Below are 21,226 nucleotides of genomic sequence, written 5' to 3' on the forward strand. Positions count from 1 at the left end.
TTCTATCAATGCACTCATCATGCTCCAGCTCCAGCTTACCTTCACCATCTCGTCGCTCACCTCTTCCGCTATCACTTCCGCTACAGGATTATACTCTTCATACATTATTATATTAATATCCGGCGTCTCTACGTCATAAACAAATAAGACGACAGGTTCACCTTCTTCATTAATATACGAAGCATCTTGATAACCGGCTTTTGATGCTGTTGCAGAATACTCTCCGACGAGAACCTCACCATAATATGTTCCGTCTGAACCGGTGGTGAAACTGAATGTCTGTTCGACTCCGTATTCATCCAATCCCGTGAATGTCACTGTGGCTCCTTCTATTGTCGTTGCACCATCCTGTTCAAACACTGTTCCGCTTACAATTCCGTTGCCGCTTACACGTACCAAAATGCCTTCTGACATTGCGGATTCTCCCTCGTCATAAACAGCCGTCACATTGAACTCATAGCCTTCCATATTGTATGTCAGACCCTCCACATCGTATGAATTCGTCGGAATAACAGCATCATTTACCTTTACGCCGTCCTGATAGACGTTATATCCGCGTATCGACTTGGAGTTACGATCCTGCACTGCTGTCCAGCTCAATTCTGCAGCTTCGCCTTCATAAAGTTCGTAATCGGCAGCAACAAGGTCCTGAGGAATATTCAACGTGGTGGTGAATCCCCACACCTCACCTTCTGTTATACCAGAAACATTACGTTCATTAATTCTCCAGAAATAGTTCTTGTTATTAAGTAACACACCTGTTGTATAACTTTGTGCCAAGTCATCTGTCCAATCCACGACGACCTCTGATGGAGGATATGTAGTTCCCATCAAAAGTTGATATTCAGTTGTAAACTGTCCCAATGTCCATCTCAATGTCACAGGGGAAGTGACATTAGATTCACCATTAGCCGGAGAAACTGCAACAGCCGGTAATGGAGCAGGAATAGTTGCCTTATCAACATTAAGAATATATTGCGCACTTGTCGAAGAAGCTACGAGATAATATGTTCCTGGTGTTACTGTCAAATTAGTGATAGGATTATCACCTCCGAAACTGACAGGATACTCATCACGATTATTAGGCACCTGTGTCATTTCTTCCTCTGTCATCATATCGGCAATTTCCATTGAACCTGAACCGATATTAGGTTCTTGTGCCAACGGGCTGAGCATGAAAGAACCTCTTTCACTAAAACCTCTCAATATCATAGGAAGGCCCTGTTGTCCGCTGTCATCCCAAATAGTCCAACCTGTTGAAGTTTTTTGCAGACCATTACCTGAAACGCTCTGTCCCCAGATAGCTCTCGGAACACCCCAAGGACCACTTGACAACGAACCTGTAAAGCCTACTGTCACCCAGTATGTCCCGGATTGAAGGGTGATATCCAGGCCGGAAGCCACAACTTTCATAATCGGACGGTCTGTCGATGTAAGAGCCGTTGCTGTTGTTCTGTATATACCTGTCCATTCTGTAGATGACATTAGATTTGTTGCGTTGTCTCCCCATACAGGCTGACCTCCTTCCATAGGATTACCATCGAAAATCTGCAAATACAAACCTGTAAATGTTGATGTCAGACCTGAGCCTGTCTGATAACCATAAAATTCCATCTCGTTAATGGTTGTTTCTGTCTCACATACAAAATCATCAGCGAGCAAATAATACGTACCGGCACCTGTAGCCCAGTTGGCATTTGGACCATAATTAATTCCAGAACCGCATATTGCTGAAACGTCACTGCCACCAGCACCTTGTCCTGGATGTGTCACCATATCAGCTTGGTCAAATAAGAACTCTTCTGTTGCACCACCACCGGCACCGATCTCAGGTCCGGTATAGTAATTGTCAATGCCGGGACCATCTTGTCCATTGAAATCTTCACTATATAAAGCCAACTTAGGATTGTTACCTTCAGTCATCTCAATATTAAGAATTGCATCTTCAGTGATAACAAGTTTATATACACCGTCAGGACCATCCGAATTCTCGCCGGGAAGTTCATAGTTATCATAAATACTGCTTGTGCTTTGTGTTGTAGAATAAGGATATGTTGACACTGTTTGTGGTGTCTCAACCACATCTGGCACAACAGGAATATATGCCTCAGCAGTTATTGTGGCTGTTGATACACTACGTACATTGTTATTCCAAACAGCAACAAATTCAGCAGTAACCATACCAGCAGAAGTTGTAGCATCAGGATTGGTTGTAACATAAATATCTATTGATTCTTCAGGGTCAACAGTGACAGGAAGTTCCGGATTATTTGCATTAGCATCGAGAACAAAGAAGTTTGTATTAGCAAAATCCATTGTTGAAACATCGACAGGAATCTGTCCCGTATTGGTCAATGTAAGTGTCTCGTTATGCATCCAGGAACCAACAGGACGGGGACCCATTGCGAGAGGATTAGGTGTCACTTCCAATCCCGGAGGATTGCCAACGACAAATGTCGGGAAGTAGTGGTTGTTTCCATAAATATCTGTCAACCATTCATTATATTCTTCATCACCATTTATCCAGTCGTTTAGAGCTGTACGCAAATCTGTTGAACCACCATAACCCGGAGCAAGAAGCGTACATACTGTAGGATCGTTCTCATCTTGAGTAAATCTTACAAGATATTGAACTTGGGTTGTATTGGAATTAGAACCAATAGCTATACTGTAACTGCCATCGAGATAATACAAACCGGTAGCATATCCATAATATCCGGTTGAAGAATAGCCCTGATAACCTATTGCAGCACCTGAGGTTGTAGTTGATGTTGCAGTAAGAACACCACCGTTATAACAGTTGTCAACACGACCATAACCCGTATAGTTGTATGCATAGTTATATCCTGCAATACCGCCGCAGTATGAAGAACCTGTAACATCACCTATATTATAACTGTTACGTAAAATCGAGCCGTAGTTATAACCTACTATACCACCACTGTATGTAGTAGCTATTATATCTCCGATATTAGCACAGTTTTGTACAACACATCTTCCATAAGAACGGCCTACAATACCGGCACTATAGCTTTGACCATTCACATCACCTCTGTTGGTACAGTTGTCCACCACACCATAATATGTTAAATATCCAACTATGCCGCCATGATATGAACCGGAGCCAAATATGTCACCTCTATTAATACAATCAACAACATAAAGATGAGAAGTTGTTTCATCATTCTTGCCATTATAATAACCGACAATACCACCAACATAACTTACAGAAGCATTGATAGTAGCATTATTTACACAATTGATGATATAAATATCTTCATCACCAGTTTCAGAAGAACTTAGATTAACATCTCCGACAATACCACCCACCTTAGTACCGGTACTGACAATTGAACCATTCACTGTAACATTAGATACAACAGCACCTGGATCAAGAGCAGAGAACAGACCTACACTGCCTGCCCCATTGATATCAACCTCAATGGAATAGCCATTACCATCGAAATAACCTTCAAAAGCAGTATTAACACCTATAGATGATGTAATACCGTCAATATCACGCATCACCTTGAAATATTTGCCTGATGTTGTCCAACCATTCGACATTACAGATGTCAATGCATCCAAATCTGCCTTTGAATAAAGAAGATACGGACTGCTCTCTGTACCATTACCACTAAAATCCGGTTCGGTACACGCTGTAATCGAACGCCAACCGCTCACATCTCCATCACCACAATTTGTTCTTACATAACAGTTATATACTGTTCCACCTGTAAGACCAGTAAATGTATAAGATGTATCTGTTATATTCGAAGCAGTAGGAGTTGTAGTAGCTGAAGGTGCTTCTTCATCACTGATATAAACATCGAATGCACCTGTTCCGGGATAAGGAGTCCAACCCATTGTAATGGTTGTTGGTGTAGCACCGATGAGTTCCACTGCAGTAGGCTTGTGACATGTCAACACAAATGGAGTTACATTAAGTTTGACATTAGCCTTGTAGGCAGTTCTTGTACCTACTCCTGTTGGATATTCGGCATAAGACAAATCAGAGTCACTTTGACGATACATGCATGTATTCGTTTCCGAAGTATAGTAAAACTTCAGAGATGATGAATAATTTGCTGTAGTCTTCGATACTACTATCACAAGATTATCTTCACCTTCATAGGTGAATGGAGAATCAAGTTGAATCTCTTGCCAACCTGTTGTGGAACCAATGACCACATTGGTACCCGAATAAACCAACGTAAGATCTGACTCAGGCGTCCAGTCTGAAGTAGATGAAAACGTTGACCTTGATGTCTCTCCCATGTAAATTTTCAGTGTTGACATGGTAACAGGCGATGCTGTTGCCACTTCATAAGCGACTGAGTTAATTACACATGCTGAAGAGAAAGAACTCGCGGGATAGATTGTCTCATTCCATGAGTTCTTGTAGAAATTGTTGAACGGCGCACTATAAGTCGTTACCGTCCCTGTGCCGATGATTATTTCATCGGCCTTTACTGTCATAGGCGCTATTAGCACCAATAACAGTAAACCAACTAAAAATCTTTTCATTGTGTGTTAGTTTTTGTTAATAAATATGTTAATTATGATTAAACATCTTGCGATGTCAAAACATCAAACTTTAATCACTTTAGTCATTAATGCCATAAAATCCACTTTTCTATACTCTTATTTCGACATTGCGACTAATTCTCAGTAGCACATTTTTTATCACACCAAAAACAGAACGATTCCTTACACACTAAACCAATCAAACAATCATTATTATGACAATTCAAACAAAAAAATCCCTCTCAAAATAAAGAGTTTTTTAACATTTTTTTTGAATTTAGAACATTTCTAAACTGAAAGAGATTACTATAAAACATAAAACATCATATCATATTGATTAACAGTTTTGTCATCAAAATATCAACAAAACCGTATTTCCACCTATTTATAAAGTGTCGTGTCAAAATTATTAAACATTTTTAATAAAACAAAATTTTTTTGATAATTTTGCATAATATTTTTATCATTATGAAAAAAATATGCGTTTTTTGCGGAAGTAGTATGGGCAACGACTATTGTTATCAGGAAGCAGCGGCTGCCCTTGGCAAAGTTCTTGCCGATAATGGTCATATCCTGTATTATGGAGGTGGTGATGTCGGATTGATGAAAATCATTGCCGATTACATGTTAAAATCCAACAACACTGTTATTGGTGTTATGCCAAAACTGATATTGAATATGGAAATAGGTCATTCCGGCATAACAAAAATGATTGAAGTGAACAGTATGTCGGAACGCAAAAATCTGCTCATTGAAAAATCTGATGCTTTCATTGCGATGCCGGGAGGATTCGGAACTTTGGACGAATTGTTCGAAGTGGTGGTCCTCAACCAACTGCGTATCATTGATAAACCTGTGGCTTTATATAATGTTAATGGTTATTATAATCATTTAATTGAATTTATCGACCATGCCATACATGAGGGTTTTATCCGTCAAGAACATAAAAACAACATTATAATCTCCGACAATCCCAAAACTATAGTTGACAGTCTCAATAACTTTAAACCTATAGAAATAGGAGGTTGGATTAAAGATATTAAAGAAGAAAGTAAATAACACCGTCATGAACATAATAGGAATTACCGGAACACTCGGTGCTGGCAAAGGTACTATTGTAGAATACCTTATTGAGAAAAAAGGATACATACATTATTCTGTCCGAGCCTTTATCGCAAAAGAAATACAAAACAGGGGATTGGATGTCAATCGTGACACTTTGACAATGGTTGCCAATGATTTGAGAGCTACTCACAGTCCAAGTTATATAATCGACTGTTTATATGAACAGGCTTGTATCGCAGGTAAAAATGCTGTCATTGAAAGTGTCCGTACTCCGGGAGAGGTGGCTTCGTTACGTTCCAAAGGTCATTTTACTCTGTTCGCTGTAGATGCTGACAGAGAAGTTCGTTATCAGCGTATTAAAGAACGTCATTCAGAGACCGACAATGTCAGCTTCGAGACTTTCGTCGCCAACGAAGAAAGAGAACTGTCATCACAAGACCCGAACAAACAAAATATTGCAGAATGTGTCAGACAGGCTGACTTTATATTTCAAAACAACGGAAGCATTGAAGATCTATATGTTCAGGTTGAAAAAGTCCTGAAAGATATTGAAGACAAAGAACATCACCGACCGTCATGGGACGAATATTTCATGAATCTTGCAGATACAGTAGCTGAAAGAGCCACTTGTGACAGAGGCAGAAGCGGCTGTGTCATAGTAAAAGACAGACAGATCTTAGTCACCGGATATGTAGGTTCACCAAGAGGATTGCCGCATTGCGATGATGTCGGACATCTTTTCAAGAAGATGATACATGAAGACGGTCATATCACTCAACATTGCGTCAGGACCGTACATGCAGAACAAAATGCCATAACCCAGGCTGCACGACGAGGTATCGCTCTCGAAGGAAGTACGCTGTACTGCCGCATGACTCCTTGCCGTACATGCGCTATGCTTATCATTAACTGCGGCATTACTAGAGTCGTCTGTCAAAGAAAATATCACGACGGATCCGATTCCGAGAAAATGTTCAAAGAAGCCGGAGTAAAACTCGAATATTTTTATGATGAAGTACAACAATATGATAATCAATAAATAACAAGATTTTTGAATCATATTGCATGACAAATTCCAATATAATCAAATATTTTTTTATTTAGGACAACTTACCAAATTAATCGATTTTATTATCCTAATGAATAGACTTTCTACCTGATATTCAGATAGGAAGTTATTTTTATGTATCCAGATTACATAAAATCGCTTTAAACGATTACCAAAAATATATAAAAAATGCTTGAATCACAGCATTATGACTGCTCTATATCTAATTTTTTAAACAAAAAAAAGAAGCCGCACCTTGCGACTTCCCTTGTAGCGGGGGGCGGATTTGAACCACCGACCTTTGGGTTATGAGCCCAACGAGCTACCGGACTGCTCCACCCCGCAATATGAATTTAAAAAAATTTATCTTCTTATTTCAGACTGCAAAGATAAATAAACTATCTTTGCATGTCAAGTTTTTTTGAAATTTTTTTTTATGAATCATAAAGCTGGTTATGTCAATATTATAGGAAAACCTAATGTCGGTAAATCGACTTTAATGAATGACCTTGTGGGAGAAAAGATATCTATCATCACATCAAAGGCACAGACAACAAGGCACAGAATACTCGGAATAGTGAATGGAGACGACTTTCAAATTGTCTTTTCCGATACTCCCGGCATAATAAAAAATCCTGCATACAAAATGCATGAGATTATGAATCAGTTTGTGAATGTCGCTTTCATAGATGCTGATTTAATATTGTATGTAGTTGATATCACAGACAAAAAAATCGATGAGCCTACGGTTGAACGTCTCAAAAAAATGGAAGTACCTGTTTTTGTTTTACTTAACAAGATAGATTTATCAAACCAGGAAGATGTCGCGACCGCAGTAAATTTCTGGAATGAGACATTGCCGGGATGCACTGTATTCCCCGTTTCCGCCTTGCATCATGCCAATGTAAAACATATATTCGACTGTATCTTGGAAAAACTGCCGCTCAGTCCGCCTTACTTTCCCAAAGACGAACTGACAGACCGTTCCATGCGATTCTTCATCACGGAGATTATAAGGGAAAAGATTTTGTTGAACTACAAACAGGAGATACCTTATTCCGTTGAAGTTGCTGTAGATGCATACGAAGAAACCAACAAGATGATCAACATTATAGCTACCATTTATGCTGCCAGGGAATCACAAAAAGCCATACTTATCGGCAAAGGCGGCTCTGCCATAAAAAAGACCGGCATCATGGCACGTGCCGACATTGAAGAATTTACAGGCAAAAAGATATACCTCGACCTAAAAGTGAAAGTCGATAAAGACTGGAGAGACAATGAAGATGAACTGCGACACTTCGGTTATGAGACATAACATACATCATTAAAGGAAAATATATATTATGAGTAATATTGTTGCTATAGTAGGAAGGCCCAATGTCGGCAAATCGACATTATTCAACAGATTGGTAAAGACACGACAGGCTATTGTGGAAGAGACCAGCGGCGTAACTCGTGACAGACATTACGGACACAGCGACTGGTGCGGAAAGACATTCACCATAATTGACACGGGCGGTTATGTCGTCGGCTCTGATGACATCTTCGAAGAGGAAATAAGAAAACAAGTGGACCTCGCCATTGATGAAGCCGATGTCATTATCTTTGTCGTTGACGGACAAGAGGGCATTCATGTCTTGGACGAAGATGTCGCCACCGTACTTCGCAAGACAAAGAAAAATGTCATTCTCGCCGTCAACAAGACCGATATACCGAGCAAATACAACGATGCATCAGAATTTTACGCCCTCGGTCTCGGCGAGATATTCCCATTTTCCGCAATGACAGGCACAGGCACGGGCGAGTTACTCGACGAAATGATAAAACATCTTCCCAACGACAACACCGAAGATTATTCCGGACTGCCGCGTTTTGCCGTAGTAGGACGTCCCAATGTGGGCAAGTCTTCAATGATAAATGCCTTCCTCGGTACAGAGCGTTACATTGTGACCGACATAGCCGGCACCACACGCGACAGCAACAACACACGTTTCAATGCTTTCGGCATGGACTTCATTCTTGTTGACACCGCCGGATTGCGTAAAAAAAGCAAGGTGACTGAAAATATAGAGTTTTATTCCGTCATGCGTTCCATACGCGCCATAGAAGAATGCGATGTAGCCGCTCTCATAATAGATGCCACGCAGGGTTTCGAGGCACAAGACATGAACATCTTACGCCTCATAGAAAAAAACAAAAAAGGACTTGTCATTGTCGTCAACAAATGGGACCTCATAGATAAAAACTCCAACACCCATCTTTCTTTTGAAAAAAACATAAGGGAACACACTGCACCATTCACCGACTACCCCATCATCTTCACCTCTGCCATCAACCGCCAAAGGACTTTCAAGGTTCTTGAGACTCTTCACAAGGTTTATGAAAACAGAGAACGTAAAATACCGGTACGCGAGCTGAATGATACCATGTTGGAAATTATCAACAATGCTCCTCAACAGACTGCCTCACGCGGGAGATATATCAAGATAAAATATATCACACAGCTGAAAAGTCCCACTCCGCAGTTCATTTTTTTCTGCAACCTGCCCAAAGACATCAAAGAGCCGTACAGCCGTTTCCTCGAGAACAAAATACGAGAAAACTGGAATTTCCACGGCGTTCCCATTCAATTGTTTTTCAGAGAGAAATAACTATGAATGACGAAGAACTGAGACTTGACAAATGGTTGTGGTGCGCACGACTTTTCAAGACACGTACCCTTGCCTCCGATGCCTGTAAAAGCGGCAAGGTGAAAATAAACGACATTTCCATGAAACCTTCTCATACCATCAAAACAGATGAGGTGATAGAAGTACATCTCGGACAACTGCACAAGACTGTACAAGTCAAAAGCATACCGAAAAACCGTGTCTCTCCCAAGTTGGTGCCGGAAGTTTACACCGACCTGACACCGGCAGAGGAATACGAACGCATAGAGTTCATGCGTGCCTACAAAAGCGAATACCGCGACAAAGGCAGCGGTCGTCCTACCAAAAAAGACAGACGTATGATGGATAAACTGAAAAATACAGAACAGTAATATTATTACAGTTTTGCCGTTGTTAACATGACAATACAGTTGAGATGATAAAAAAAGTTTTCAAATTCGGCGGCGCCTCTGTAAAAGATGCAGAAGCTGTACGTAACATGACTAAGATACTCCGTGAAGAAGATATCAAAGATACCATACTCGTTATCTCTGCCATGGGAAAGACTACCAACGCAATAGAAAAGGCATTGGAGAAATTCCGTAATGCCGACGGTCATCTCGGTGTAGATGCCATTAGCGAGATAACATCTTATCACGAGACTATCATGACCGACCTTTTCGAAGGCAATAACGAACATCCCGTATTCGATACCGTCACCAATCTGATGTTAGAACTTTATCTTAAACTGCAAGACACAGGATATGACTATGACTATCAATATGATCAGACTGTTTGTTACGGAGAGTTGATTTCCACCGCCATAATATCGGCATATCTTAATGACCAAGGTATGACAAACAAACTTCTCGATGCAAGAAGTTATATAATCACCGACCACCGTTTCAGAGCCGCCAACCCGGACTGGGACGAATGTCGCATCAGAATAGAAAAACTTAATGAAGAACACGACGGCACACTGTATATAACACAAGGCTTTATTGGTGCATCGGAAAAACCATATACCACGGTAACCTTAGGCAGAGAAGGCTCCGACTTCAGTGCTGCCATATTTGCCAATCTGCTCGACGCTGAGTCATTGACAATATGGAAAGATGTCGATGGAATACGCAATGCCGACCCCAAACGCTTCCCGATAACACAGAAAATCCCGCACTTGTCATATTCCGAAGCCATTGAACTGTCATTCTATGGGGCATCAGTGATACACCCCAAAACCATCAAACCGCTACAAAACAAAAACATACCTCTATATGTCCGCTGTTTCCTGAATAGCAGCCTCGAACCTACAACTATTGACGGAAGCAAGGATTATATCAATTATGTGGCATCATATATAGTAAAAGACAGACAAACACTCGTCAGCATTTCCTCCAACGATTTCTCTTTCATGAATGAGAACAACTTAGCTTTTCTGTTCAGGACTCTCGATGAATTCGACATACACTCCAACTTGATTCAGACATCAGCTTTGGCATTGACAATATGCTATGACAAAGACGACAGAAAACTTTCCAAACTCACCGCTGCACTGTCTTCCATTTTCAAGGTGAGATACAACAACGACTTACAGTTGTTTACCATACGACATTATAAAGAAGGCTTGGAAAAAGACTTTGTAGGAAACAGAAAGATACTTCTGGAGCAGCGCAACCGTCTCTCGCTTCAACTTGTGCTTGAAGCAGAAAAAACATTATAAACAATATCTGTACAAGAAAAAGAAATATCAACATTCAAAGTGCAGATGTATCCTTTTTGTATCCATCATGTATCCAATTTGTATCCATCATGTATCCTGATTGTATCCTGATTGTATCCTAAATACATAAAATCGATGACACGGCAGTTAATTTGTGAGCCATCCGGCATTTACCTTTTCTAAGCTCGAGAATGACAGAATACAATACAGTGGAACAACAGATTTATTTTCAATTGATATAAAAAAACTTCATTCAATAACAATTCAATATTAACCGTTTAAAGAGCATGTTCGTTGAAGTGTGAAATAATTATTCCGATTTATTCAATTTATCAGTTTGCCGATTGTCAATATAGTTTTTTATGTATTCAACAATACGGTTCAATTCATTATGATTACATATAATATAATCGTAAAAACGAGATTGCCAAGCAAAAGGAATTTTTTGTTGGTTCGATATTTTTGTGATGACAGATTTCAATCCTCCTACAACAACAGATAATAATCCACGTCCATTTTTAATATCTGATATATGATTCATTCCACATAGATACGTGGCGCGCAGCGTCTCTACGCATTTGGTTATTGATTCATCAATAATTACAATTGCATGGATGTGATTCGGCATTACCACGAATAACGGAATCTCTACATACGGATAATGTGCTGCAACGTTCTGTAAATTTTCCGTTGCCATCCTGCAAATTTCAGACAACAGCATTTCACTATCTGCAATTTCCCTGAAACAATGTTGTATGGTTTGCTGTACATATCGTCCATAATAAATCCCATGGTTATAATCATGTCATACGGCACGCGCTGTCGGAATGCTAAATTTATTTTAAAACAGGTCGTCATTCTTGTTTTGTGTCTCCTTATCAGGACTTAAATTATTCTTGACATCATGGTTATTCTTAACACAATTTTTAAATCTGATTTTAAAAGTCCATTCTCATTAAATTCAAATGTTACAAATATTCTTCTCCCATTTTCATCTGAACGCCTAAAATCTTCAGCCTTAAATAAAATCCTATAGATATACCTTTTACATTATAATTTCTAAAATCCGGATTAAACATTTTCATGTCAAATCCGAAAAGTCAAGTATATTTCGCTGTTAAGCCGTCCGGACAATATGACATTTTTGTCATAAAGTCATCATTTCTTCCTGCACCTTGTCGGCAAGACGACTTGTGCCTATACGGAAGTACTTGCTGTTTAGCCATTTGTCTCCGAGAATATCTCTCACCAAATAATAATAAGTCAAAGCGTCATCTACAGTTTTCATACCGCCAGCTGGTTTGAAGCCTATCATTATTCCTGTATTGTCATAATATTCTTTTACTGTGTCTATCATAACAATGGCAGCAAGAGGCGTTGCAGCATCGGCTATCTTGCCTGTAGAAGTCTTGATAAAATCGGCGCCTGCCATGATAGCGAGCTCGCTTGCCTTTCTGATATTGGCGACAGTCTTCAGCTCACCCGTTTCAAGAATGACTTTAAGATGGACAGGACATTTGCACACCTCACGAACAGCACATATCTCATTATAAACATCATCATAATTGCCGGCAAGAAAAGTTCCTCTTGATATCACCATATCGACTTCATCAGCACCTTCCTTGACACAATATTCCACTTCTTTGATTTTCAAGTCAAGAGGCATCTGACCTGAAGGGAAAGCACATGCAACGGTAGCCACCTTTATGCCACTATCCTTCAACAAAATCTTTGCCTGTCTTACGAAAGGGCTGTAAATGCAAACAGCAGGCAGTGACAGATGAAGTGCATTATTGCCGAACGACATTGCCTTAGCACAAAAAGCGTTGATTTTATCTTGATTGTCAGAGCCCTCTAAAGTTGTATAGTCAATACATTGAAAGACCGTTTCAAGAGATTTCTTTCTGTCATCGTTTTCTTTCTGTCTTTTCAATATAGTGTTTATTCTTTCGACAAGAACACTTTCGGAATAATCATAATCGTGAAAATTCATATCGATATTCATTTTAGAGACATTAGTTTTTCAATATTGATATTTTCGAAATCAGGGATACACAGTTTCACCCGACTTGACACAAACTCAACAGGTAAAGTTGTTGACAAACCGACCACTGTCATGCCGGCACGGTTACCCGCCTCAATGCCGAGTTCGGAATCCTCAAAAACAAAACAGTCTTGTGGCATAACTCCAAGTCGTTCAGCTGCAACAAGAAAACATTCGGGAGAAGGTTTGCTTTCAGTATAATCCTCAGCCATCAGAAAAACGTCGAACAAATCTTTAAAATCCGGGTGTGCTGTAAAGACATTTCTCATTTTATTCATATCGGAACTTGTTACGACAGCAACAGGTATATCATTATCATTCAATTCTTTAATAAATCTTTCTGCACCTTTCACAAAAGGGAATGTCATCTTAGATTCAAAGTCATACAAGTCTTCAAGCACTTGTTTTGTAACTTTCTCGTCAAAAGAAAAATAACGTGTGACAATACTTTTCAGCGTAGTGCCTTTTATCTGCAATGCAATATCCTTATCATTATGATATTTCAAACATTGCGACTCCCAAAATGTTGAATATTGGCACTCCGTATCGAGCAAAGTCCCATCTAAATCAAACAATACAGCAAATTTTCTCATTTCATTTCAATAATCCGAATTCCGTCCCGACGAATCAACCATATCAAATAATAAACCGTTAAAATCATCATCCAACAAATCATTAATATCCTGAAACATCCTATAACACCAGTGATTATCAGGATTTGCCGGGTCGTTTATTTGTTCTTTTCGTGTTTGCGACCATCTCAATTCTCCATCCATGGACAAATAATCCTGTATCGGAATTATCACCCACATTGAAGATGAACGTAAATGTTGAGATATTATTTCACGGCACACCTCCGGTTCTGCAAAAAAAGGCGCGCTTTCACTATGATGCAGCATCTCATGATAAAATTTATTCGACAAAGAACCATTCTCCTCCCACCAGCCTCTCAATGTTGACATATCATGTGTCGAGGTAGTATCGACACTAAGATAAGGGTTATGCAAAGGATTGACAAAAGCGTCATTGACATTTTTAGGCATACGTTGCACCTCGAGACTGAGAATGTTAAGTTGTTGCATCACATCTTTAACAGTATCCGGCAACATGCCGAGGTCTTCGCCGCATACCAGCATGCCACCATTCTGAATCATCACCGGCAACTTTCTCAAAGCTTCTTCTTTCCAAAATATCTCATGCCGACGATAAAAAAAGTCATCATAAAGTCTGTTAATAATATTCTTCTGATAATCAGGTAAATCACGGTAAGAATAAGTATATTGTAAAGATATTCTGGGATGATAAGACGGTAGTTCAGAATAAGGGTCTTCAACGAAAAGCACTTGTCCTGCCAATGAAATCAAACCATTTCTTATTCTCAACGACTTATCATCGGAGCCATTAAAAAAGTCCGATATCTTACGTTGTGTGTCAAACTCCGATTTTAAGACAAAAACATCATCATAAACATTTAACAGACAAGTATTCTTAACCTCTTCGGTAAAATCTCCGAAAAAGTCGTATAAGAAATAACCGCGTATATACGGTTTAGTCATTCTGTCAACATCGAAATTCAGTCCATTAAAATTCAATTCATCTATAGTATATGGCAAAGCGGGACAAAAATGGCCCATCACCCCTTGTGTAAATTCAAAAGGAATCTCCCATATACGGAAGAATCCGAGAATATGGTCTATTCTAAAAGCGTCGAAATATTTGTCAAGTTGTTTAATTCTGTTCGACCACCATTGAAAGCCATCATTTTCCATGGCATTCCAGTTATAGGTAGGGAAGCCCCAATTCTGTCCCTCAAAAGCGAAAGCATCCGGAGGGGCACCAGCCTGCATGTTGAGTTTGAAGAGAGAAGGCTCAGTCCATGCTTCCACACTGTAGCGACTGATACCTATAGGCATATCGCCTTTTAACACAACATTCAAAGAATGAAGATACTCAACGGCATCATGGAGTTGTCTGTCGAGATGATATTGCAAAAAGAAATGTATGGCAATCTCGTTGTAAAACTTATTGGTTTCCGAACAAAGCATATCCACAACCTTCTCATCGTATGTTGCAAAGTCTTTCCATTTAGAAAAATCTGCCGTTCCGAAAGTATCTCTCAAATAGCAGAAAACAGCGTAAGGTTTCAGCCATTGTTTATTATCATTATAAAAATCAATATAATCTGCATTATTCTTAACCTCACTCCATGTCTGTTCAAATATCTTTTTAAAATATTCCTCCTTATAACGCATCACGGAAGGATAATCCACAAAATCGAGAGCATTAAGCGTTTTTCTTGCAGTCTCGAAATAAAGTTTATCTTTTTCATCACGGAGAGTGCCCATCTGCGACAGGTTTAGGTAGATAGGATGTAAAGCGTTGGTTGATATAGACTTATAAGGATACGAATCATTCCAGTCGCGATTTGTCGTTGTATCGTTGACAGGAAGAATCTGTATCATCTTCAAACCTGTAGAAGCGCACCATTTGCCTAACAATTTAAGGTCGGAAAACTCACCAATGCCAAAACTGAATTTGTTACGAAGCGAAAACACCGGCACAGCGACACCGGCACCTTTCCAATTGCCCAAAGGATAACAAAAATCGTAATCTTCTATGGTAAAGGAAATATTATCAGGCAGATAAGCAACTCTATTATAACGGTCCTCCCATGTAGCAATTGTCATTGTCTTTACATTTACAATAACATATTTATATTCTATTCTGTCAGGCAAGGAGTCCCTTTCCACGTCCAACGTCCACATCGGATAATCTTTATTACTCATTATCAAAGGTTTCTCCCATTTTCCCAATACATCAACATTGCCGATAAGAGCAAGAGCATAATCTTTTCCCACACGTGGAGCAGATATTCTAAAATGAACCACATTACCGGCACCGAGATTATTTTCAGGAGCAGTATTAAATGCAGGTTTAAAGAAAACCTTACAGAAAGGCTTGGTATAGAGAGGATGTTGTTTCATATTAGATAAAAAATGATTGTCCATATTTTATGATATAGACAATCATAATTTTAAAATGTTTACAATATTATTTCACTTCATCAATAACTTCACAAAGACTTTTGAACACCTCTTCTATTTTACGGTCTCCGCAGAAAGTATGGAGATTACCTTTTTTTTCGTAATAATCCAACACGGGTTTGGTTTTATCATTATACTCACGAAGACGGTGCATAATAGTCTCTTCATTATCGTCAGAACGACCACTTGTCTTGGCTCTTTCGAGCATACGGGCTGTCAGTACATCGACAGAGACATCGAGACTCAACACGGCAGATATTTTCAAATTATTTTCCTTCATGAGGTCATCCAACATAACAGCTTGATGTACAGTACGAGGGAAGCCATCAAACAGGAATCCCGGAGATGAAAGATGAGACAACACTTTATGTCTTATTATAGACACGACAATTTCATCGGGGACGAGTTTGCCATGTTTTATAATATCGTCAACCATTTTGCCTACATCTGTGCCGGCGGCAATTTCTTCCCTGAGAATATCGCCTGTTGACAAATAAGTAAGGTTATATTTATCTTTAATATATTGAGACTGTGTACCTTTCCCCGCACCAGGAGGTCCGATAATTACTATGTTTAACATGATGAGTAATTTTACGATTATTCTACAATTATATAAATATCCTTATATGAACGTCCGTATTCATTATAGTCAAGACCATAACCCAAAATAAACTCATTGCCTATCTCAAGAGCGACATAGTCAATATTGTAATCATATTTAAAAGCCTTCGGTTTAAATAACATTGTAGCAATCTTAATGTTTCCGGCATTTCTGTTTTTCAGGTCTTCGATAAGACATTTCATGGTATAACCGGAATCAATAATATCTTCAACTATCACAATATCACGACCTTCCACTTTAGACGATAATCCTATAAGTTGATTCACCCGTCCGGTACTGCTCATACCGCTATAAGTACTGTATTTTACAAAAGAGATGTCAGAATCCATCTCCAGACTTTTAAACAATTCGGCAGCAAACATAAATGCACCATTCAACATAACAAGAAACAGCGGATTACGACCTTTCATATCTTCATCGATACGCTTTGCCAGCGCATGTATGGCATTTTCTATATCCTCCTGCTTAATAAAAATGTCAAACTCTTTGTCTAATACTTTTATCCTGTTCATATTTAACGCTTTAGACGAATAATACAACTCTTTAAATTATGCAAATATACAAATTTGTTAAACATTCACAAAAAATATCTAATGATTTTAAACAACTTTTTTCTGCATAAAAAATCATACCTTTATCAACAGTAACTTTACACTTCATCCAAAGTTTCTACAACAAAGCACACAAAATATGAAATTTAATCCACAAAATCGAGGAGCATAATATATTTTATTGATATTCAATGTAGTATCTCAATAACGAATCCGGTTTATTATTCATAACCTGTATTAACATATCCCACGAAGTTATCAATCCTCTTTTCTCTCTATAATTACAAATATCTTTTACATCGTCATATTCGAGATAAGGATGTGCAAGCAATGTTTTAAAGTCATCGTTATTGACATTCATTTTCTTTATCTTTGAAACATCTATGGTAATATATTTCGAGAAACCATTGTATCTAAATGTATCCATACCAAATATTTCCAACAGTTGGGAACTGTTGACATATCCACCAAGAGACTTACGGTATTCCACAATTCTTTTTGAGAAAGAAGAGCCTATACCGGGAAGCATTTTCAGTTGTACCGTATCAGCAACATTCAATTCTACAGTAGGAACTTCTATATTTCCGGATACTTTTCTTTCAGTTTTTTCAAATTTATCAGTCTTTTTTCTTTCTTTTACCTTGTAATGATTTTTACAGTCATCACTTTTTTCATTCACAATATTAACCTTATACGACAATATTTTGCTTTTGTTAATAGAATCTGCTTTCCTTAAAGAGTCAATAGCGGAATGATACACCATCAATAAGGAGTCGAGATTTGAGTCCACAAAAGAATGCTTTACAGGTCTTTGTTTTATCAATATATTGATAATAAATAATATAATGATAAAGACACATAACACAGACAATGCCATACGTTCTCCTTTCGAGAACAAAAAAGATTTCTTGAACTTATCCGTCATAGTTCATAAAATTGGTTTCAAAAAGGTTCAGAATTCAAACTGACATCAGTACTACAAAGCAAATAACATCATATCAAAGATACGAAGAAACAGATAAGAAATTATTTTTTCGAACCATAAGCGAGGTCACCGGCATCGCCAAGACCCGGAACTATATAAGATTTTGCCGTTGTCTCGTCATCTATGGCGCCGACCCATAATGTAACATCTTTTTCATGAAGATTTCTTTTCAGGTATTCTATACCATCGACACTTGCTATTGCTGCAACTATATGCAATTTTTTAGGTCTGACATCATCATCTTTCATAATACTGATACACTGTATCAACGATGAACCTGAAGCGAGCATCGGGTCAACAAAAATCAGCACTCTGTTCGAAGTATTTGTCACAGAATAATACTCCACACAGATATCGACATTTTCATTTTTATCGCTTTTACGTCGAGCACCGATAAAAGCGCTGTCGGCTTTGTCAAAAACATTGAGGAATCCCTGGTGAAGAGGTATGCCGGCACGAAGCACCGTAGCAATGACAGGTTGTTCTTTCAACAGATTCACATCTTTGCTTCCCAAAGGCGTCGATACTGTGACCGACTTATACTCAAGGACCTTACTTATCTCATAAGCCATTGCTTCTCCCAAGCGTTCCAAATTTCTCCTAAAACGCATTCTGTCAGTCTGGACATTGACATCTCTCAATTCTGCGATATACTCATTGATTATACAATTTGTTTTTTCAAAGTTTACAATATTCATCATGATTATTTAAGTTTTAGTTATTTACCTTTCCATTTTCTCAACGCCCATTTAGCCAAACCATTCAATTTATTGAAGTTGACTCCATTGTAATACAGTTCTTTTCCTCCAAACCCTTTATAAAAACGGGCAAGACTATCACTGTCGGAGCCTTCGAAATCGAGAGTATTCTGTGTCCCGCTAAAATCATGTATCACATAATCCAATACAAGCGTCAAAGCATGATTTTCAGTATTACTTTCATCTGCACCTGAAAACAGGAACACTATTCTGTCGTGACTGAACATAAAAACAGCGCCGGCCACAAGACTATCTGAGTTTTCCCTAACAGCACCATATAAAAGACAACTATCATGATATATAGCAGTATATATCAACTGTAACAATCTGTCGTACTCTTTTTTACCCCAATGTATTACATCCTTCCCCTTATTATTCCTAAACAGATTTATTATCATTTCAGGATTAATCTGTTTCACTACGACAATATCGTTAGCATGAGCCTTGGCAAGATTTCTTTTTGTGTTATTGTTATAATTCTTATAAAGACTATCATAATCAGAAATAAGATCCAATTCCACATTACGATGACAATCAACAATTAAAGTATCAGAATCAAACTTATTATGTATGTTAAGTCGTATTTCTGCAAAACGATATTTAGAAGGAATAGAGGAAATAAAATTACTCACAACATCTGAAGACAATTGTTTTTGAGAGAACACCCCAAGTTGCTGAACAAAAAAAGGTTGGTACAAATAATTAATTCCGAACTTTCTGCCTCCAGTCAACGGCATAACTCGTTTGTAATTATCCTCCACCAGAGCTTCCCAATTAGGATGTACAATGTCAAGATACCATGACCAGGCATAAACATTACCGTTGAACGACAGCGAAATACAGTCGTCCCACTTTTCCTTGTCAATCTGATTATGTGTCAAATACTTTATCATCTCAGTTCAAAGCGTAATCCAAAATCTTTCTATACAACGTTATCCAGCCTTTCCAACGTTTCTCATCGCTTAATGTTTCATTATGCCACAATAAAATAAACGTTCCGTTTACATCTTTCACTGCCTGTAACAATTCAACAGCCAAAGCATAGGACTCTGTCGTACTAAGGTCAAGATAGTCACGCATTGTACCGTCCATTAAAGCAAAAGGATGAATATTAAGAGACGTAGGCACATCATGTTCAAGGTCATAAAAACGAAAAGTATCACAAATACCCGCTCTAAAACCCGGAAGAGAAGCATATCCCATGGTATAGTCATCTGTAATGTCCAACTCAATAAGTTTCTGATAACTTACAGGCATATTAAGTCTCAGGAAATGTTGTCTACTCATAGTAATTTCTCTATTCAAGATATTCGACAGGCGACGTATTTCTTCTCTCAGCCTCTTGTTGTCAAGATAGGAAGAAAAAGAAGGATGTATTCCAATATTGGCATAATCGCCAAGTCGTTTAATCAAATCCTGAAACTCGCTATTTTTTATGGAAATATTCTTGTCGTTCACATCATAATTCCCGCATAAGATAAAATATAAAGGATGTAAATTCAACTCTTTTTGAAGTTCTATCTGATAATCAAACGTATCAAAAGGGTCCATTTTCTTTCCGGAAAGCACCTTGAATCTCAAATCCATCTCAGCAAAATCCAATCTCAACAAATCTCTTATGAAAGCTGATGTTATCCTAACAAAACCTTTATTGCGATATGCCCAGGCTGCGTCAACATCATAAGTTGGTACAAAACTGAAAGATCTTTTCTTAAATCGAAGATTCGGATAACGACTTTGTAATATCTCACCCAACTCCATTGCCCAAATATTGACAATAGGTTTTTTCAATAATCCTGTCTTATACAAGATAGAATCCTTAGCTTGAAATCTGTTATATTTGTCCGGCACATAAGGCATATACTCTTCGTATCTAGTAACAAAATAAAACGAGGCAGCAAAAAGGTCAAATGGGAATATGCTGTTTTTATGATGAACAGGAAAAATTGTCTTTATGTCATTGTAATCCACAACAACAAGTTTCTGAAATATCACAAAATGTTCAAAAAGGATACTCGTCGATTTCTGGAACAATTCATCACCAAAAGGTTTATCTCCATAATGCAACTTAGCACCATCAAATGAATCAAAAGAATCCTTATTAGAAGTGATTTTGAAATCCAGCCCAAGCAAATTACCGAATATCAGTTCAAAGATATAATTAATTCTATTTGTCACCTTTGGCACTAAAATGAGTAAATCCATGTCATT

The 21,226-nt window shown here is 38.3% G+C and carries 17 protein-coding genes and 1 tRNA gene; 6 read left to right on the forward strand and 12 right to left on the reverse strand.

What is annotated here, in order from left to right:
• A partial coding sequence (locus ACZOVS_RS06255) for a fibronectin type III domain-containing protein (protein ID WP_483996375.1) occupies positions 1 to 4,527 on the reverse strand: 4,527 nt, incomplete at its 3' end.
• Between the two features lie 468 nt (positions 4,528 to 4,995).
• On the opposite strand from ACZOVS_RS06255, the gene ACZOVS_RS06260 reads away from it, so the two are divergent.
• A complete protein-coding gene (locus ACZOVS_RS06260; protein WP_483996376.1) occupies positions 4,996 to 5,586 on the forward strand; it encodes an LOG family protein in 591 nt (196 codons plus the stop codon).
• Positions 5,587 to 5,593: 7 nt separating this feature from the next.
• Positions 5,594 to 6,631: a deaminase gene (locus tag ACZOVS_RS06265; protein ID WP_483996377.1), complete on the forward strand. Its 1,038-nt coding sequence runs from the start codon at positions 5,594 to 5,596 to the stop codon at positions 6,629 to 6,631.
• A 280-nt stretch (positions 6,632 to 6,911) separates the two neighbouring features.
• Here ACZOVS_RS06265 and ACZOVS_RS06270 read toward each other — a convergent pair.
• Positions 6,912 to 6,985: transfer RNA gene (locus tag ACZOVS_RS06270), tRNA-Met, on the reverse strand.
• Between the two features lie 91 nt (positions 6,986 to 7,076).
• On the opposite strand from ACZOVS_RS06270, the gene era reads away from it, so the two are divergent.
• Genes era through ACZOVS_RS06290 form a run of 4 tightly spaced genes read left to right on the forward strand, consistent with a single transcriptional unit; the run spans position 7,077 to position 11,011 of the window.
• Complete coding sequence (gene era / locus ACZOVS_RS06275) at positions 7,077 to 7,958, forward strand: GTPase Era (protein ID WP_483996378.1); 882 nt, start codon at positions 7,077 to 7,079, stop codon at positions 7,956 to 7,958.
• A gap of 28 nt (positions 7,959 to 7,986) precedes the next feature.
• Positions 7,987 to 9,294 carry a ribosome biogenesis GTPase Der gene (gene der / locus ACZOVS_RS06280; RefSeq protein WP_483996379.1) on the forward strand — a complete coding sequence of 436 codons (1,308 nt, stop codon included), beginning with the start codon at positions 7,987 to 7,989 and terminating at the stop codon, positions 9,292 to 9,294.
• 2 nt (positions 9,295 to 9,296) lie between these two features.
• A complete protein-coding gene (locus ACZOVS_RS06285; RefSeq protein WP_483996380.1) occupies positions 9,297 to 9,683 on the forward strand; it encodes an RNA-binding S4 domain-containing protein in 387 nt (128 codons plus the stop codon).
• Positions 9,684 to 9,727: 44 nt separating this feature from the next.
• Positions 9,728 to 11,011 (forward strand): aspartate kinase, encoded by a 1,284-nt coding sequence (locus tag ACZOVS_RS06290; protein WP_483996381.1) that lies wholly within the window; start codon positions 9,728 to 9,730, stop codon positions 11,009 to 11,011.
• Positions 11,012 to 11,321: 310 nt separating this feature from the next.
• Here the strand turns inward: ACZOVS_RS06290 and ACZOVS_RS06295 are convergent, their stop codons facing one another.
• The 10 genes from ACZOVS_RS06295 to ACZOVS_RS06340 all read right to left on the reverse strand — a co-directional run bounded on the left by ACZOVS_RS06295 (position 11,322) and on the right by ACZOVS_RS06340 (position 21,220).
• Positions 11,322 to 11,708 (reverse strand): transposase, encoded by a 387-nt coding sequence (locus ACZOVS_RS06295; protein ID WP_483996382.1) that lies wholly within the window; start codon positions 11,706 to 11,708, stop codon positions 11,322 to 11,324.
• A 450-nt stretch (positions 11,709 to 12,158) separates the two neighbouring features.
• Positions 12,159 to 13,004 carry a deoxyribose-phosphate aldolase gene (gene deoC, locus ACZOVS_RS06300; RefSeq protein ID WP_483996383.1) on the reverse strand — a complete coding sequence of 282 codons (846 nt, stop codon included), beginning with the start codon at positions 13,002 to 13,004 and terminating at the stop codon, positions 12,159 to 12,161.
• Between the two features lie 8 nt (positions 13,005 to 13,012).
• A complete protein-coding gene (locus ACZOVS_RS06305; protein ID WP_483996384.1) occupies positions 13,013 to 13,648 on the reverse strand; it encodes an HAD family hydrolase in 636 nt (211 codons plus the stop codon).
• A 6-nt stretch (positions 13,649 to 13,654) separates the two neighbouring features.
• Positions 13,655 to 16,039 carry a 4-alpha-glucanotransferase gene (locus tag ACZOVS_RS06310; protein WP_483996385.1) on the reverse strand — a complete coding sequence of 795 codons (2,385 nt, stop codon included), beginning with the start codon at positions 16,037 to 16,039 and terminating at the stop codon, positions 13,655 to 13,657.
• Positions 16,040 to 16,106: 67 nt separating this feature from the next.
• Positions 16,107 to 16,679 (reverse strand): adenylate kinase, encoded by a 573-nt coding sequence (locus ACZOVS_RS06315; protein ID WP_483996386.1) that lies wholly within the window; start codon positions 16,677 to 16,679, stop codon positions 16,107 to 16,109.
• Between the two features lie 17 nt (positions 16,680 to 16,696).
• Positions 16,697 to 17,233, reverse strand: coding sequence for a hypoxanthine phosphoribosyltransferase (gene hpt / locus ACZOVS_RS06320; RefSeq protein ID WP_483996387.1), 537 nt, complete (start codon positions 17,231 to 17,233; stop codon positions 16,697 to 16,699).
• Positions 17,234 to 17,450: 217 nt separating this feature from the next.
• A complete protein-coding gene (locus ACZOVS_RS06325) occupies positions 17,451 to 18,197 on the reverse strand; it encodes a ComEA family DNA-binding protein (RefSeq protein WP_483996388.1) in 747 nt (248 codons plus the stop codon).
• A gap of 101 nt (positions 18,198 to 18,298) precedes the next feature.
• A complete protein-coding gene (gene upp / locus ACZOVS_RS06330) occupies positions 18,299 to 18,958 on the reverse strand; it encodes a uracil phosphoribosyltransferase (RefSeq protein ID WP_483996389.1) in 660 nt (219 codons plus the stop codon).
• 17 nt (positions 18,959 to 18,975) lie between these two features.
• Complete coding sequence (locus ACZOVS_RS06335; RefSeq protein WP_483996390.1) at positions 18,976 to 19,908, reverse strand: hypothetical protein; 933 nt, start codon at positions 19,906 to 19,908, stop codon at positions 18,976 to 18,978.
• 1 nt (position 19,909) lies between these two features.
• Positions 19,910 to 21,220, reverse strand: a complete 1,311-nt coding sequence (locus tag ACZOVS_RS06340) for a polysaccharide deacetylase family protein (RefSeq protein ID WP_483996391.1) — start codon at positions 21,218 to 21,220, stop codon at positions 19,910 to 19,912.
• Between the last annotated feature and the right edge of the window lie 6 nt (positions 21,221 to 21,226).

The sequence above is a fragment of the Candidatus Limimorpha avicola genome (assembly GCF_056978975.1).